This window comes from Serratia sp. PL17 (assembly GCF_017832355.1).
GTDB lineage: Bacteria > Pseudomonadota > Gammaproteobacteria > Enterobacterales > Enterobacteriaceae > Serratia.
Genome location: NZ_JAFIBY010000011.1, coordinates 38,508 through 52,819 on the forward strand (window position 1 = coordinate 38,508; position 14,312 = coordinate 52,819).

General features: G+C 53.6%; 16 protein-coding genes. 9 read left to right on the forward strand and 7 right to left on the reverse strand.

Translation table 11 applies throughout. The annotated features are described in order from the left end of the window. A complete protein-coding gene (emrD, locus tag JOE25_RS24535; protein ID WP_209640034.1) occupies positions 1-1,185 on the reverse strand; it encodes a multidrug efflux MFS transporter EmrD in 1,185 nt (394 codons plus the stop codon). A 296-nt stretch (positions 1,186-1,481) separates the two neighbouring features. Here emrD and JOE25_RS24540 point away from each other — a divergent pair, with 296 nt between their 5' ends. Next, a complete protein-coding gene (locus JOE25_RS24540; protein ID WP_209640036.1) occupies positions 1,482-2,105 on the forward strand; it encodes an HTH domain-containing protein in 624 nt (207 codons plus the stop codon). 3 nt (positions 2,106-2,108) lie between these two features. After that, a complete protein-coding gene (gene fpr / locus JOE25_RS24545; protein ID WP_209640038.1) occupies positions 2,109-2,855 on the forward strand; it encodes a ferredoxin--NADP(+) reductase in 747 nt (248 codons plus the stop codon). A 9-nt stretch (positions 2,856-2,864) separates the two neighbouring features. Here fpr and JOE25_RS24550 read toward each other — a convergent pair whose 3' ends face one another. Next, entirely contained in the window at positions 2,865-3,290 is a 426-nt protein-coding gene (locus JOE25_RS24550) for a DUF805 domain-containing protein (RefSeq protein ID WP_037425588.1), read from the reverse strand. 200 nt (positions 3,291-3,490) lie between these two features. Here JOE25_RS24550 and JOE25_RS24555 point away from each other — a divergent pair, with 200 nt between their 5' ends. Both JOE25_RS24555 and tpiA read left to right on the forward strand, forming a co-directional pair. Further along, positions 3,491-4,081 carry a DUF1454 family protein gene (locus JOE25_RS24555; RefSeq protein WP_209640040.1) on the forward strand — a complete coding sequence of 197 codons (591 nt, stop codon included), beginning with the start codon at positions 3,491-3,493 and terminating at the stop codon, positions 4,079-4,081. A gap of 127 nt (positions 4,082-4,208) precedes the next feature. Then, positions 4,209-4,976, forward strand: a complete 768-nt coding sequence (tpiA, locus tag JOE25_RS24560) for a triose-phosphate isomerase (protein ID WP_012147479.1) — start codon at positions 4,209-4,211, stop codon at positions 4,974-4,976. A gap of 67 nt (positions 4,977-5,043) precedes the next feature. Here tpiA and JOE25_RS24565 read toward each other — a convergent pair whose 3' ends face one another. From JOE25_RS24565 to cpxP, 4 genes are all read right to left on the reverse strand, one after another. Then, positions 5,044-6,033 (reverse strand): sulfate ABC transporter substrate-binding protein, encoded by a 990-nt coding sequence (locus tag JOE25_RS24565; protein ID WP_209640043.1) that lies wholly within the window; start codon positions 6,031-6,033, stop codon positions 5,044-5,046. 185 nt (positions 6,034-6,218) lie between these two features. Beyond that, positions 6,219-7,181: a 6-phosphofructokinase gene (pfkA, locus tag JOE25_RS24570; protein ID WP_209640046.1), complete on the reverse strand. Its 963-nt coding sequence runs from the start codon at positions 7,179-7,181 to the stop codon at positions 6,219-6,221. A gap of 231 nt (positions 7,182-7,412) precedes the next feature. Continuing rightward, entirely contained in the window at positions 7,413-8,315 is a 903-nt protein-coding gene (gene fieF, locus JOE25_RS24575; RefSeq protein WP_209640049.1) for a CDF family cation-efflux transporter FieF, read from the reverse strand. Between the two features lie 117 nt (positions 8,316-8,432). Then, positions 8,433-8,927: a cell-envelope stress modulator CpxP gene (cpxP, locus tag JOE25_RS24580; protein WP_037421671.1), complete on the reverse strand. Its 495-nt coding sequence runs from the start codon at positions 8,925-8,927 to the stop codon at positions 8,433-8,435. 149 nt (positions 8,928-9,076) lie between these two features. On the opposite strand from cpxP, the gene cpxR reads away from it, so the two are divergent. The 5 genes from cpxR (at position 9,077) to JOE25_RS24605 (ending at position 13,305) form a co-directional block, all read left to right on the forward strand. Beyond that, positions 9,077-9,775 (forward strand): envelope stress response regulator transcription factor CpxR, encoded by a 699-nt coding sequence (gene cpxR / locus JOE25_RS24585; RefSeq protein ID WP_004953234.1) that lies wholly within the window; start codon positions 9,077-9,079, stop codon positions 9,773-9,775. Beyond that, on the forward strand, positions 9,772-11,145 hold the full coding sequence (cpxA, locus tag JOE25_RS24590; protein WP_209640053.1) for an envelope stress sensor histidine kinase CpxA: 1,374 nt from the start codon (positions 9,772-9,774) through the stop codon (positions 11,143-11,145). The genes cpxR and cpxA overlap by 4 nt, the downstream gene beginning before the upstream one ends. A 63-nt stretch (positions 11,146-11,208) precedes the next feature. Then, positions 11,209-11,682: a tRNA (uridine(34)/cytosine(34)/5-carboxymethylaminomethyluridine(34)-2'-O)-methyltransferase TrmL gene (gene trmL, locus JOE25_RS24595; RefSeq protein ID WP_209640056.1), complete on the forward strand. Its 474-nt coding sequence runs from the start codon at positions 11,209-11,211 to the stop codon at positions 11,680-11,682. Positions 11,683-11,744: 62 nt separating this feature from the next. Continuing rightward, on the forward strand, positions 11,745-12,539 hold the full coding sequence (locus JOE25_RS24600; protein ID WP_209640059.1) for a CHAD domain-containing protein: 795 nt from the start codon (positions 11,745-11,747) through the stop codon (positions 12,537-12,539). A gap of 94 nt (positions 12,540-12,633) precedes the next feature. Further along, entirely contained in the window at positions 12,634-13,305 is a 672-nt protein-coding gene (locus JOE25_RS24605; RefSeq protein ID WP_209640062.1) for a DUF3313 domain-containing protein, read from the forward strand. 69 nt (positions 13,306-13,374) lie between these two features. Here JOE25_RS24605 and cysE read toward each other — a convergent pair whose 3' ends face one another. After that, positions 13,375-14,196, reverse strand: coding sequence for a serine O-acetyltransferase (gene cysE / locus JOE25_RS24610; RefSeq protein ID WP_209640065.1), 822 nt, complete (start codon positions 14,194-14,196; stop codon positions 13,375-13,377). Positions 14,197-14,312: the final 116 nt, after the last annotated feature.

A 14,312-nucleotide genomic window follows, 5' to 3' on the forward strand; every position in this document is an offset into this window, starting at 1 on the left:
TTATGCGGTATGACCTTGGTGCTGCATTCGGTTCGACAACGGCCACCAGCAAAGCAGAATCAACAGTGCCATGGCAAACATCAGCAAACCGAGGCTGAACTGCCCGGTCTGTGGCAACATGGCAGAAAGCCAGGTCGCCAGGCCAGAACCCATATTTTGCATGCCACCGACCAACGCGCCTGCGGCCCCGGCCAGATAAGGGAAAGGTTCCATCGCACCCGTCGTGGCCAGCGGGAACATCATGCCGGCACCGAAAAAGAACAATGCAGCCGGCACAATCAGCGTCCAGATATTCATCACGCCAAACCACCCGGGGATCCACATCATCAGACCTGCCAACAGGCAACTGATGACGGAGTGCCACACCAGACTGTGGAAGGTCTTGCCGTCTCGACCGGCGTACCAGGCACCAAAAAATGCCGCCGGTATAGGCAGGATAAACAGAATACTGACGGTCAGACCGCTCAAGCCCAACACGCCCCCCATCAGCACGCCACAGCTGGCTTCAAACACGGCAATCCCCGCCAGTGCACCGATCAGCATCACCAAATAACAACTGAACGTGCTATCGCCCAACAACTTGCGGAAACTCGCCAGCATTCGCCGCTTTTCGGTCTGCTGCGGTCGAGTTTCCGGCAGCCAGCGAAACATGGCAAAAGCGACACCGGTACACAGCACCAGCAGGAAGGCATAACAGGCACGCCAACCAAAGACCATCGCCAATGCCCCACCGATGATCGGCGCCAGCAGTGGGCTCACCAGGATACCCATGTTAAGCAGGCTGTTGGCGTATCGCAGTGATGTGCCAGCATACAGGTCACGTGGCATGGTACGTGCCATCACTCCAGCCACGCCGGTACCCATCCCCTGAATAGCACTGGCAGCAACCAGCATCGTCAGGCTGTTGGACAACAATGCGCCCAGGGCACCGATCATGAAAATCATCATCCCAGCCAGGATCACCGGGCGGCGGCCAATACGGTCAGACAGCGGGCCGTAAATCAGTTGCGAGAAGCCATAGGTCATCAGATATGCCGCCATCACGCGCTGTACTGCACCTGAACGCACCGACAGATCTTTGGCAATATCAGCAACAACGGGAACATAAATGGTTTGTGCCATCTGACCGACAGCCACCAACAGGGTAAGCATCACCAGCAGGTGAAAGTTTTCTATTTTTCTCATTATCTTCGTTAACGTATTAACTCGTCACAGCGTCCCGTTCTGGCTCGAAATTCGGCCAGAACGGCGAGCAGCCCTCTATGGCGGCATAAGCTAACAAATTTAATTTTTTTAGCGAGTTTCAGGCAAACATTGATCTTGGTCACAGTGGCAGCAAAGGCAACCAGCCACGTAAATTAAACTGTACGTCTAACGCTTAAGAGTTAACAATGGCAAACTTTCAGTAGTTTACCTTTAGCATTTAATCGATAATTATTTTCATCATCTTGAAATAAAATAACGCCATAGGGATTGGGTTAATGAAGACACCAGAGCTGATTTTATTGCAGTTAAAAACCTTGGGGCCGCATTCCGCCAAAATGTTGGCTGAGCGTCTGGATATCACCCCCATGGGCATCCGTCAGCATCTGCAATCCCTGGAAAAACGTGAGTTGGTTTGCTACGAAGAGGCACGCACTAAAGTGGGTCGCCCTACGCGCTACTGGTCGCTGACCCATCAGGGTCATGCCCAGTTCGCCGATTGCCACAATACATTGGCGGCGGCGCTACTGGATTCTGCGAATCAGCTGTTTGGCGCTGAAGGGGTAGAACAGTTACTCAGTGTACGTGAAGATAAGCTTTATCAACGTTATGCCGAAGAACTGTCCGAGGAGGCTTGCCATCAGGCTAAACTCAACCGGCTCGTGCGCCTGCGGCAACACGATGGTTATATGGCCGAGCTGTTTGAACATCCGCAGGGTATGCTACTGGTAGAAAACCACTGCCCTATTGGCGTAGCAGCCACCGCTTGCAGCAGCCTATGCGACTCGGAACTACAGTTGTTTCACCGCCTGTTTGGTCACAGCTATCGCATAGAGCGTACCGCACATGCCATTTCCGGCTCACGACATTGCGCTTATTTGATTCGACCATTGGAGCTTTAGAGTATGGCTGACTGGGTTAATGGCAAGGTTACGCAAGTCACGCAGTGGACCGACGGGTTGTTCAGTATTACCGTCCACGCCCCCATTGCCCCCTTCATCGCAGGGCAATTTGCCAAATTGGCGCTAGAAATTGACGGCGAGCGCGTGCAACGCGCCTATTCCTATGTCAACGCCCCCAGCGATCCGAACCTGGAGTTTTACCTGGTCACCGTGCCGGAAGGCAAACTGAGCCCACGTCTCAATCAGCTACAGCCGGGGTCGGAAGTGATGGTCACCAAAGACGCTGCCGGATTTTTCGTGCTGGACGAAGTGCCGGAATGCGACACCCTGTGGATGCTGGCAACGGGTACGGCTATCGGCCCATACCTATCCATCCTGCAGGAGGGTAAAGACCTGGAGCGTTTCAAGAATCTGGTACTGGTGCATGCCACCCGCTTTGCACGCGATCTCAGTTACCTGCCGCTGATGCAACAGCTGCAACAGCGCTACAACGGCAAACTGCGCATTCAGACTGTCGTAAGCCGTGAGGAGGTTGCCGGCTCACTGACGGGCCGTGTGCCGGCGTTGATTGAGGATGGCCGATTGGAAGCCGCGGTAGGGTTGACGATCAATGCTGAAACGGACCACGTCATGTTGTGCGGTAACCCGCAAATGGTGCGGGATACCCAGCAGACGCTGAAAGATCAGCGGCAGATGCGCAAGCATCTGCGCCGCAAGCCAGGCCATATCACCAGCGAACATTACTGGTAACCCGTATCCTCAGTCTGCGCTGAACTTCACTGGCTTGGCCGGTGGGCCGAAACGGTTATCCTCGGGCGTGCCGACAAACGCGCCCAAATCGATCATCATCATCACAATGATCAACGTCGGGATAAAACGCCCTACCCCCCACTGCCAAACCGGTGCCAGCATCTGCCAGTTTCCGGCCGCCAGCAACCAGGCGACGATCAGCAACAGCGCCCACCAACCGGCTTTATTACGGTCATGCAGCCGCTTCACCAACACCGCCGCCGTTGGCCATAGCAGCCCGACGATAAAGAAGGCAATGGTCTGGATATCCACGAGCTCACGGCTGGCAAGAGAAAAAGCCACCGCCATCAGCACCAGCCACAGCACCATCCAAATCCAGAAGTCACGCCGCCCAATTCGGCCTTTAAACGAAAAGCACCACTGTTGTATTGTCATTGAATCCTGCGTTGTTAGCCTGCCCATAATCTGCCGTGCAGTGTAACATAGGCGCGGCATGGCGAAGGTTTCCGCCCTGCATTACGCGGAGTAACGCACAGCTTTCCTGCCAGCAAGCGATAATGGCACGGGATCTTTGACAATCCCCCTCGGTTATCGCTTTAATCGGAGCCATCTTTGTTCTTGATGCCGTGTATACCATGTTGAGAAAAACCATCGCCATCGCCTGCCTGTTATTGAGTATCAACAGCGCCTGGGCCGATCCGCCGGATGCCGCCATCAGCGCGTCGCCTACCGCGCCGTACCTGCTCGCCGGGGCGCCGACGTTTGATCTGACGGTGGTGGAATTCCGCGAAAAGTATAATCGCGACAACCCGAAATTACCGATCGGTGAGTTTCGCGCTATCGCAACGGCCGAAGACGACACCCCGCTGCTGACGCGCGCCGCCAGCAAGTTGAACGAAAATCTCTACGCCTCTACCGCACTGGAAAAAGGCACCGGCAAAATCAAAACGCTACAAATTACCCACCTGCCGCTGCAACAGGCCGGCGAAGAAAAAGCCGCTCGCACCATTGCTATTAGCTACATGGCCGCGCTGATGCGCCAGTTTGAAACGGCACTCACGGTGGATCAAAGCTTGGGCAAAGTGGCTACCCTGCTGGAAAAAGGCAAAGGTTCACGCTTTTACCAACAGCAGGTCGGTGCGATCCGTTATGTTGTGTCAGACAACGGCGATAAAGGGGTAACTTTCGCTGTTGAACCGGTTAAGCTGACGTTATCCGAGCCATAACAGCGGGCTATTTAATGACGAAAAGCAAAGCCTTCGTGCTTAATCATCTCTATACTGTTGGGCAGGTAAACTGCCGGTCCGGCAGTGGTTATTTCGACTCTCGCGTTCCCTTGTTGGAGGAAAAAACATGCGTCATCCATTAGTTATGGGTAACTGGAAGCTCAACGGCAGCACTCACATGGTTAACGAACTGATTGCCGCTCTGCGCAATGAACTGAGCAGCGTTGACGGTTGTGGCGTTGCTATCGCACCGCCAGTCATGTACCTGGACCAAGCCAAACACGCGCTGGCTGGTAGCCGCATTGCTCTGGGCGCACAAAACGTTGACGTCAACCTGTCCGGCGCATTCACCGGTGAAGTTTCCGCTGACATGCTGAAAGATATTGGCGCGCAATACATCATCATCGGCCACTCTGAGCGTCGCACTTACCACAAAGAAACCGATGCTGCGATCGCCGAGAAATTTGCCGTACTGAAAACTGCCGGTCTGATCCCTGTACTGTGCATCGGTGAAACTGACGCAGAAAACGAAGCGGGTAAAACCGAAGAAGTTTGCGCACGCCAGATTGACGCCGTGCTGAAAACCCAGGGCGCTGAAGCGTTCAAAGGCGCAGTTATCGCTTACGAACCTATTTGGGCTATCGGTACCGGCAAGTCTGCTACCCCAGCGCAGGCACAAGCCGTACACAAATTTATCCGTGATCACATCGCTAAACAGGACGCTGCCGTCGCTGCAGAAGTGATCATCCAGTACGGTGGTTCCGTGAACGATAAGAATGCCGCCGAGCTGTTCACCCAGCCAGACATCGATGGCGCGCTGGTTGGCGGCGCATCACTGAAAGCCGATGCTTTCGCTGTGATCGTCAAAGCCGCTGCTGCCGCTAAAAAAGCCTGAGTTCACTCGGCTGATAAATGACAAAACCCCGGCTTGCCGGGGTTTTTTTATTGTGGCTCATTCACGCTCAGCGTTTGCTGATCTCATCAAACACGCCACCCGTCGCGAAATGCACCTTCTGCGCCTGTGTCCAACCGCCAAAAGTGTCATCCACGGTGAAAAGCTTCAGTTTCGGGAATTGCTCGGCAAACTTGGCGGCCACTGACGCATCACGTGGGCGATAGTAGTTTTTCGCCGCAATAGTCTGCCCTTCCGGCGTATACAGATACTTCAGATAAGCAGTAGCCACATCGCGAGTACCACGCTTATCAACCACCTTATCTACCACAGAAACGGTTGGCTCGGCCAAAATCGATTCACTCGGGGTGATAATTTCAAATTTGTCTTTACCCAGCTCTTTTTCTGCCAACAACGCTTCATTTTCCCAAGCGATCAGCACATCACCGATTCCGCGTTCCACGAAGGTATTGGTTGAGCCACGCGCACCGGAATCCAGTACTTCAACGTTTTTATACAGGTCCTTAACGAACGCCTGTGCCTTGGCCTGATCGTTATTGTTTTGATGCAACGCATAACCCCAGGCTGCCAGGTAATTCCAGCGCGCCCCGCCGGAGGTTTTCGGGTTCGGTGTAATCACCGACACGCCTGGTTTGATCAAATCCGGCCAGTCATGAATTTGTTTTGGGTTTCCTTTGCGCACCAGAAACACAATGGTCGAGGTATAAGGTGCCGAGTTGTCTGGCAGGCGTTTGATCCACTCTTTATCGATGCGGCCTCGTTCAGCGATAGCATCCACATCGTAGGCCAACGCCAGTGTCACTACGTCGGCCTCAATGCCGTTGATCACCGACGTCGCTTGCTTACCTGAGCCGCCGTGCGACTGCCGCACCGTCACGTTATCCCCAGTCTGCTGCTGCCAATATTTGCCGAATGCGGTGTTATATTCCTGATAAAACTCACGCGTCGGGTCATATGAAACGTTCAGCAATTGGATATCTTTCGCCATGGCACCGGACGCCAGTAACATGATTGTCAGACCTACACCCCATTTACGCATTGACTCGCTCTCCCAGGAAAATAATCGCAACCTCAATCGGTTGATTTAGCATCAGAGCCTGCCAGAAACTTTCCCACCAATTAAAGAATAAAAAATGTTGGGCTATACGATTCTGGAATATAACCGCAAAGACATAAAAAAAGCCTCCGCATGCGGAGGCTTCTATTGCCCGGATTAAGACGGGATCAATACAGTTTTTTCGCTGTTTCCAGCCAGTCGCCCTTGAACGGACGCTTCATATTTTCGATCGCATCGATGATGTCATGGTGCACCATCTTCTCGTTTTGGATACCGACGCAACGCCCGCCGTAGCCCTGCAGCAGCAGTTCGATAGCGTAAGCGCCCATGCGAGAGGCAAGAATACGGTCGTAAGCAACGGGAGAACCACCACGCTGAATATGGCCCAGCACCGTGGCACGGGTTTCACGTTTGGTTTCCTGTTCGATATGACGAGCCAGCTCATCGATATCGCAAATGTGCTCCGTGATCGCCACGATCGCGTGTTTCTTGCCTTTGGCGATCCCGGCCTTGATTTCGCAAACCAGGTCTTCGCGGTTGAATTCGGTTTCAGGCAACACGATAAATTCACAACCACCGGCGATGGCTGCTGCCAGGGTCAGATCGCCGCAGTAGCGGCCCATCACTTCAACGATGGAGATACGCTGATGAGAAGACGAGGTGTCACGCAGGCGGTCAATGGCTTCCACGACGGTTTCAAGCGCGGTGAAGAAACCGATGGTGTAGTCGGTACCGGCCACGTCGTTATCGATGGTGCCTGGCAAGCCGATACAAGGGAACCCTTCTTCCGTCAGGCGTTTGGCCCCCATATAGGAACCGTCACCGCCAATAACCACCAGCGCATCAATGCCGCGGTTTTGCAGGTTTTCAATCGCCTTGGCGCGTACGCTGTCGTCTCTGAATTCTGGGAAACGGGCTGAGCCGAGGAAGGTGCCGCCGCGATTGATCATATCGGACACGCTGTAACGGTCCAATTGTTCCATGCGATCTTCGTACAAGCCAAGGTAGCCATCGTAAATACCAAAAACTTCCAGACCTTCCGAAAGTGCAGCACGCACAACGCCACGGATCGCAGCGTTCATACCCGGCGAATCACCGCCACTCGTCAGTACACCGATTTTCTTGATCATGACTACCTCTGAACTGTAGATGCAATTTCTTAAGAATTCTGTATTCGCCGATTGTCTTGGAACCACTCAGGCTACAGAAAACCAGCTTTACGGCTTTATTGCTGGATATTATAGCAAAAACACCCAGCTGAATTGATTCAAGTCACGCAATATTGCGGTAAAAAACTGTCATGGCACGCTGAGCTAACGCCACTCTTTGCGCGCTATGCAATCTCACCGTCCCTGTACTGATTATAGCTCCCAACGCCCCTGCTGGCCCGCTGGCACCACAGAACAAGGATCCTGGTGGATGAGAATATCCGCCCCTGGGAAACGATGCAGCAACGCCTGTTCTACTTGCTCGGCCAGAATATGCGCCTGCATCAGCGGCAGCCCATCGTCCATCTCCAGGTGCAACTGAATAAAACGTGTCGGGCCGGATTGGCGGGTGCGTAAATCGTGTGCGCCTTTCACCCCTGGCCAAGAGGAAACCACCTCAATAATGGCCTGGCGTTCTTCGTCCGGCAATGCCCTGTCCAGCAGCGATTGCACAGCCTCATTACCCATCCGCAGCGCGCTGTAAAGAATGTAAACGCCAATTCCCAATGCAAACAATGCATCCGCCCGTTGGAAACCATACCAGCTTAGCGCAAGCGCGATAAGAATAGCACCATTCATCATGACATCTGACTGATAATGAAGCATATCTGCTCGCACAGCCTGGCTGCGCGTTTTTCTGACCACCCAACGCTGATAGGTGACCAGCAACAGAGTGCTAAACAACGCAACAACCGTAACCACAATACCTATGCCAGGGTCGCGCAGCGTTTCAGGTGAATAAAGATGCTGGAAGCCCGTCAGAAACAGGAACAGCGCCGAGCCAGAAATAAACATGCTTTGTGCCAGCGCGGCCAATGATTCTGCCTTGCCGTGCCCGAAGGTATGTTCTTCATCGGCCGGCTGCAGCGAATAGCGCACCACCAACAAGTTGGTCAATGACGCGGCAATATCCACCAGCGAGTCCACTAAAGCCGCTAACAGACTCACCGAACCGGTGTGGTACCAGGCAATAATTTTGATCAGCAACAGTATTGAGGCCAACGCGGTGGCAGCTAGCGCGGCAGACTTCACCAAACGCGCATATTGCGGTTCCATAACCCATCCCGGTTGAACGTTGAGAGGGTCAATATAGCGAAATGATGGACAAAAAAAACCCCGCCATCATGGCGGGGGAAGACAGGGATGGTGTCTATGGCAAGGAAAAACAGGGGACTACTCAGTCATACTTAACTTCTGGGCAGAAGTTTGCTGCAAACCAGAAATTTGTTGCTCCATCTGCTGCATACGCTGCTGATGTTTCTGGTCTAAAACACTTTTTTGCTGTGGCGTCAGTAGGTTATACATTTGGTTGCGTACTCTGGCCATTTCGACCTGGCGCTTAACCTGTTGCTGAGCCATCTCTTCCGCCTGGGCATACACGGCGGCTTCATCAAATTTGTCTGCGGTTACCAGTTTATGCATGGCTTCCATTTCAGCTACATTGACACCAGGCAGATCGTGGCGCGCTTGGCGCATTAAATCGCGCATTTGCTGCCGCTGCTGTTCAGTCAGGCTAACACCGTCAAACATGTGGTGCTGGCCAGGCGCTCTGGTCATCGCGTCGTTTCCGGGAGTCGGTACAGTTTCCGATGTAGTGTCAGCAGCGAACGCAGCGGTAGAACCTATTGCCAGCATTGATGCCATAACTAATGCGGTCACCTTACGCATTTTAACTCCTCGTGCTTTCTCACTTTGCGAATCAACGAGGAGCAGTGTACTGCTGCACCTGCAAACATGCGTCAGTGCATGTAAAACTACGTAAAGTCATGGAATGCCAACAGTTGATGACGTATTTTGCGTCAGGAGGAAAAAATACAATGAACAAAATTCTGTTAGTTGACGACGACCGCGAGTTGACCTCGCTGTTAAAAGAACTTCTTGAAATGGAAGGTTTTACTATCGTCGTAGCCTACGATGGTGAACAGGCGTTGTCGCTTCTGGACAGCTCCATTGATCTGCTGTTGCTCGACATCATGATGCCAAAGAAGAACGGTATCGATACGTTAAAAGAGTTGCGTCAGCACCACCAGACACCCGTCATTATGCTGACCGCACGCGGCAGCGAATTGGACCGCGTGTTGGGTCTGGAACTGGGTGCCGATGACTACTTGCCAAAACCGTTTAACGATCGTGAGCTGGTCGCGCGTATTCGTGCGATTCTGCGCCGATCCAACTGGAGCGAACAGCAGCAAAATGTCGATACCGGCGCACCCACGCTGGACGTTGACGGTTTGCAGCTCAACCCAGGCCGCCAGGAAGCCAGCTTTGACGGTCAAACGCTGGATCTTACCGGCACCGAATTTACCCTGTTGTACCTGCTGGCACAGCATCTCGGCCAGGTGGTCTCTCGTGAACTGCTGAGCCAGGAAGTATTGGGCAAACGACTGACGCCTTTCGACCGCGCCATCGACATGCATATCTCCAACTTGCGACGTAAACTCCCGAACCGCAAAGATGGCCATCCGTGGTTCAAAACCTTGCGCGGACGGGGTTATTTAATGGTATCAGCAACATGATCAACAGTTTGACGGCACGCATCTTCGCCATTTTTTGGTTCACATTAGCTCTGGTGCTGATGTTGGTGTTGATGGTGCCCAAGCTCGACTCCCGCCAAATGACCTCGCTGCTGGACAGCGAGCAGCGGCAGGGGCTAATGCTGGAACAACATGTCGAGGCCGAGTTGCAAAACGATCCGGCCAACGATCTGATGTGGTGGCGCCGCTTATTCCGTGCCATTGAAAAATGGGCCCCGCCTGGGCAGCGCCTCATTCTGGTTACCAGCGAAGGCCGGGTGATTGGCAACATGCAGCGCAACGAAATGCAGTTGGTGCGTAATTTTATTGGCCAGTCTGATAATTCCGATCATCCCAAGAAGAAAAAATACGGCCGCGTTGAGCTGGTTGGTCCGTTTTCCGTTCGCGACGGTGAAGACAATTACCAGCTGTACCTGATCCGCCCCGCCAACAGCCCGCAATCCGATTTTATCAACCTGATGTTCGACCGGCCGCTGCTGCTGCTGATCGTCACCATGTTAATCAGCGCCCCACTACTGCTGTGGCTAGCCTGGAGCCTGGCAAAGCCGGCACGTAAACTGAAGAATGCTGCCGATGATGTTGCACGAGGCAACCTGAAACAGCACCCAGAACTGGAGGCCGGACCGCAAGAGTTTCTGGCAACCGGTGCCAGCTTCAACCAAATGGTCAGTGCACTGGAACGGATGATGACCGCGCAGCAACGGCTTATTTCTGACATCTCACATGAGCTGCGCACACCGCTGACCCGCCTACAGTTAGCTACCGCATTGATGCGCCGCCGCCACGGCGAAGGGCATGAGCTGGCACGTATCGAAACCGAAGCACAGCGCCTTGACTCAATGATCAACGATCTGTTGGTGCTGTCGCGCGGGCAACAGAAAAGCGAGCTGGTGCGTGAGCGGTTGCTGGCCAACGAGCTTTGGGCTGACGTACTGGATGATGCTGGTTTTGAAGCTGAACAAATGGGTAAACAGCTGGAGGTCACTTCCCCTCCCGGCCCGTGGACGCTGTTCGGCAATGCGGGTGCGCTCGACAGCGCACTGGAAAACATCGTGCGTAACGCCCTGCGCTACTCAAACACTCACATTGCGGTAGCCTTCAGTGCGGACAACCAGGGCATCACCATTGTGGTTGACGACGATGGTCCTGGTGTCAGTACGGAAGATCGCGAGCAAATATTCCGGCCATTTTATCGTACCGACGAAGCACGCGATCGCGCATCCGGTGGGACAGGATTGGGTTTGGCGATCGTAGAAGCGGCAGTCAATCAGCACCGCGGCTGGGTGAAAGCGGAAGACAGCCCGCTCGGCGGGTTGCGACTGGTGCTGTGGTTACCGCTGCACCAACGCTGATCGACTAAGACAGCTCAGTCAGATTTTGCTATTCTGCGCCCCTCGTCATGAGGGGCTTTTTACATGCTGAACATTGTTTTATTCGAACCTGAGATTCCACCTAACACGGGCAATATTATCCGCCTGTGTGCCAATACCGGCTTTCAACTGCATCTGATAGAGCCGATGGGTTTCCCGTGGGATGATAAACGTCTGCGTCGTGCCGGGCTGGATTACCATGAATTTGCCAACATCCGACGACATGCCGACTACGCCGCTTTTATTGCCAGCGAAAATCCTCAACGGCTGTTTGCCCTGACCACCAAAGGCACCCCGGCGCACAGCGCGGTCAGCTATCAAGCCGGCGACTACCTGCTATTCGGCCCGGAAACCCGTGGATTGCCTGCTGATATCCTGAACGCGCTACCCGCACAACAAAAAATTCGCATTCCCATGCAAGCGCAAAGTCGCAGCATGAATTTGTCTAACGCCGTTGCGGTCGTGGTGTACGAAGCCTGGCGGCAGCTGGACTACGCAGGCGCCGTGATCAAATCTTAACCAATGACAGTGTCTACTTCAGGGAGGATAATCTTTAAAGATGACTTCTCTGGGGGCACAACATGGTGTTGGTCGAGAGTATTATCACGCAAGCGCGCAAGCTCGAGAGCGCGTTGAATCAAGCGCTGCTGCGTTTACCTGACGCAACAGACCATGAGGCTCTGCACGACGTACGTATCAACCTGCGGCGTCTCAGGAGCCTGCTGAGACCATTGCGCGGTACTCCGGGTGTTGCGCAGCTCGACGATGCCGCTGCCAAGCTGGGGAAAATCACCACGCCAATGCGCGATCTGGAAGTGCTGATTACCGAACTGGATCAGCATCAGTTAACGTGGCAGGCCAATACGCGCAAGACCGAACTGCAAAGCCGCAAGCTCGCTTTAACATCGTTACCGCTACTTATCCGCCTCCCCACACTGCTGCATGCCTGGCTAAACATGTTCCTCATAACCAAGCATCGGCATACAAAACACCGTATAGCCCATCAGATAACCCAACAGGTAAAACAAGTGCGCCTGGCGCTTGCCGACTCGTATTACGATCGGCATAGATTACGCCTCTTGGTTAAGCACCTGCGCTATGTCGTGGATGCCTACCCCCAATTTCGCCTCATCACGCCTGACGCTATCGCCCACCTGAAAACGGCGCAAAGCACCCTCGGCCATTGGCACGATCATGTTGTCTGGTACCAGATGGCAGAACATCAGCAAGATCTCTGGCCGCTACTGCCACAATGGCAATCAGCCATTGTGATCGCACAGGAAAATGCAGAGGCAGCATTGCTTTTACTGTCGCAAACACTGAGTACCACAGATAAAAAACACGCCAAATATCACAATCCCAACAAACTGGCCTGAAACATCGCACACACGGCGCTGAAAACATCCACTGCGCCCGAAGATAATGAACTATGTTTTGTAAGGGTTATCGACACTCACCATAGGAAATCGTATGAAAAAACAACGCTTGTGCGTTGCCGCAGCGGTCCTGGCAGCAGGCCTGTTGCTGGCAGGTTGTGCATCAAAAGTAACAACAACAGAGCAGTACTCAGGATTCCTGTCTGATTACAGTAAATTGCAGGAAACCAGCTCACCAAGCGGCCATAAAACGCTACGCTGGATCGATCCTAACTTTAAAGAATCCAACTATCGGGGTGTCTATTTTACCCCCATAGTCTATTACCCCGAGGCGAAACCTAACGCCCGCATCAGCCAACAGACGCTAGACAAAATTAGGCACTACACCGACAAAAGTTTGAGAAAAGCGGTAGCCGAGCGCACCACCATACTCAATAGCCCTGCGGGGCCTCGCGTATTGATCGCCAAAGTGGCGATTACGGCTGTCTCTGCCGAAAATGAAGATATGAAATTCTATGAAGTGGTGCCGGTTGCCGCAGTGGTTGCCAGCACCATGGCCGCAACGGGCCACCGGACGCAAAACACGACGCTGTTCCTCGAAGCTGAGTTGATCGATCAGGATACCGGTAAGACCGTACTGGAAGTCGTACGCAAGAGTTACGGCAGAACTGTCAGCAATGACAGTGCACCCGTGACGGAAGAAGAAGTCAAAGCCGCAATCGATGAAATGGTCGCCGACACGGTCGCGTTCCCGAAACAGGGCTAAGCTTCCTTCGCAGAAATAAAGCACAGGGGGAGCCAAAGCTCCCCCTGTTTGATGTGTTATGCGAAAGGGTTAAATACCGTCGCCGTACTCAAATCCATGGTTGTTACCGTTGAAGTACTGATCCATATCCATGGATGGCGTATCGCTTTCCGGTCGACCGACAAGACGTGCTGGTACACCAGCCGCCGTCGTATGCGGCGGTACCGATTGCAGCACTACCGAGCCAGCGCCAATTTTTGCGCCTTTACCCACTTCGATATTGCCGAGAATTTTAGCGCCGGCGCCAATCATCACACCTTCACGGATCTTCGGATGGCGATCGCCACTGGTTTTCCCGGTACCGCCAAGGGTGACAGACTGCAGAATAGACACGTTATTTTCTACCACGGCCGTTTCACCGATCACAATGCCGGTAGCGTGGTCGAGCATGATGCCGCAGCCAATAGTGGCGGCCGGATGGATATCCACGCCAAAGGCGACCGAAATCTGGTTTTGTAGATAAATAGCCAGCGCCTGTCGCCCTTGCAACCAGAGCCAGTGGCCAATGCGATAGGCTTGCAGTGCATGGAAGCCTTTCAGATACAGCAGAGGGGTAGAATATTTATCGACGGCCGGGTCGCGTAGGCGCACCGCCAGAATATCGCGAGCTGCCGAAGCGATCATTTGCTGATCGGCAAAATAGGCGTCTTCCACCACTTCGCGCACCGCAATGGCCGGCATAATTGGATTCGCCAGCTTATTTGCCAGAATATAGCTGAGTGCGCCCCCCAGATTGTCGTGCTTGAGCAGCGTCGCATGGTAAAAGCTAGCCAGCATCGGTTCACATTCAGCCAGCCCTCTCGCCTCTGATTTGATGCTATTCCAGACCTGCTCTAACTCTTCTGACGACATCGGGTTCCTCTCCGCCTTGCAAAACAGGCCACCGCATCGCATCGCGATCAAGTGGCCCAAAACAATTGCTGGGTCGGCATGCCGCCCAGCATATCGGTTTATACCCGTCAAATGTT

Coding starts and splice junctions, on each gene's coding strand:
- emrD (WP_209640034.1), bottom strand. CDS start 1,185: ATGAGAAAAATAGAAAACTTTCACCTGCTGGTGATGCTTACCCTGTTG.
- JOE25_RS24540 (WP_209640036.1), top strand. CDS start 1,482: ATGAAGACACCAGAGCTGATTTTATTGCAGTTAAAAACCTTGGGGCCG.
- fpr (WP_209640038.1), top strand. CDS start 2,109: ATGGCTGACTGGGTTAATGGCAAGGTTACGCAAGTCACGCAGTGGACC.
- JOE25_RS24550 (WP_037425588.1), bottom strand. CDS start 3,290: ATGACAATACAACAGTGGTGCTTTTCGTTTAAAGGCCGAATTGGGCGG.
- JOE25_RS24555 (WP_209640040.1), top strand. CDS start 3,491: ATGTTGAGAAAAACCATCGCCATCGCCTGCCTGTTATTGAGTATCAAC.
- tpiA (WP_012147479.1), top strand. CDS start 4,209: ATGCGTCATCCATTAGTTATGGGTAACTGGAAGCTCAACGGCAGCACT.
- JOE25_RS24565 (WP_209640043.1), bottom strand. CDS start 6,033: ATGCGTAAATGGGGTGTAGGTCTGACAATCATGTTACTGGCGTCCGGT.
- pfkA (WP_209640046.1), bottom strand. CDS start 7,181: ATGATCAAGAAAATCGGTGTACTGACGAGTGGCGGTGATTCGCCGGGT.
- fieF (WP_209640049.1), bottom strand. CDS start 8,315: ATGGAACCGCAATATGCGCGTTTGGTGAAGTCTGCCGCGCTAGCTGCC.
- cpxP (WP_037421671.1), bottom strand. CDS start 8,927: ATGCGTAAGGTGACCGCATTAGTTATGGCATCAATGCTGGCAATAGGT.
- cpxR (WP_004953234.1), top strand. CDS start 9,077: ATGAACAAAATTCTGTTAGTTGACGACGACCGCGAGTTGACCTCGCTG.
- cpxA (WP_209640053.1), top strand. CDS start 9,772: ATGATCAACAGTTTGACGGCACGCATCTTCGCCATTTTTTGGTTCACA.
- trmL (WP_209640056.1), top strand. CDS start 11,209: ATGCTGAACATTGTTTTATTCGAACCTGAGATTCCACCTAACACGGGC.
- JOE25_RS24600 (WP_209640059.1), top strand. CDS start 11,745: ATGGTGTTGGTCGAGAGTATTATCACGCAAGCGCGCAAGCTCGAGAGC.
- JOE25_RS24605 (WP_209640062.1), top strand. CDS start 12,634: ATGAAAAAACAACGCTTGTGCGTTGCCGCAGCGGTCCTGGCAGCAGGC.
- cysE (WP_209640065.1), bottom strand. CDS start 14,196: ATGTCGTCAGAAGAGTTAGAGCAGGTCTGGAATAGCATCAAATCAGAG.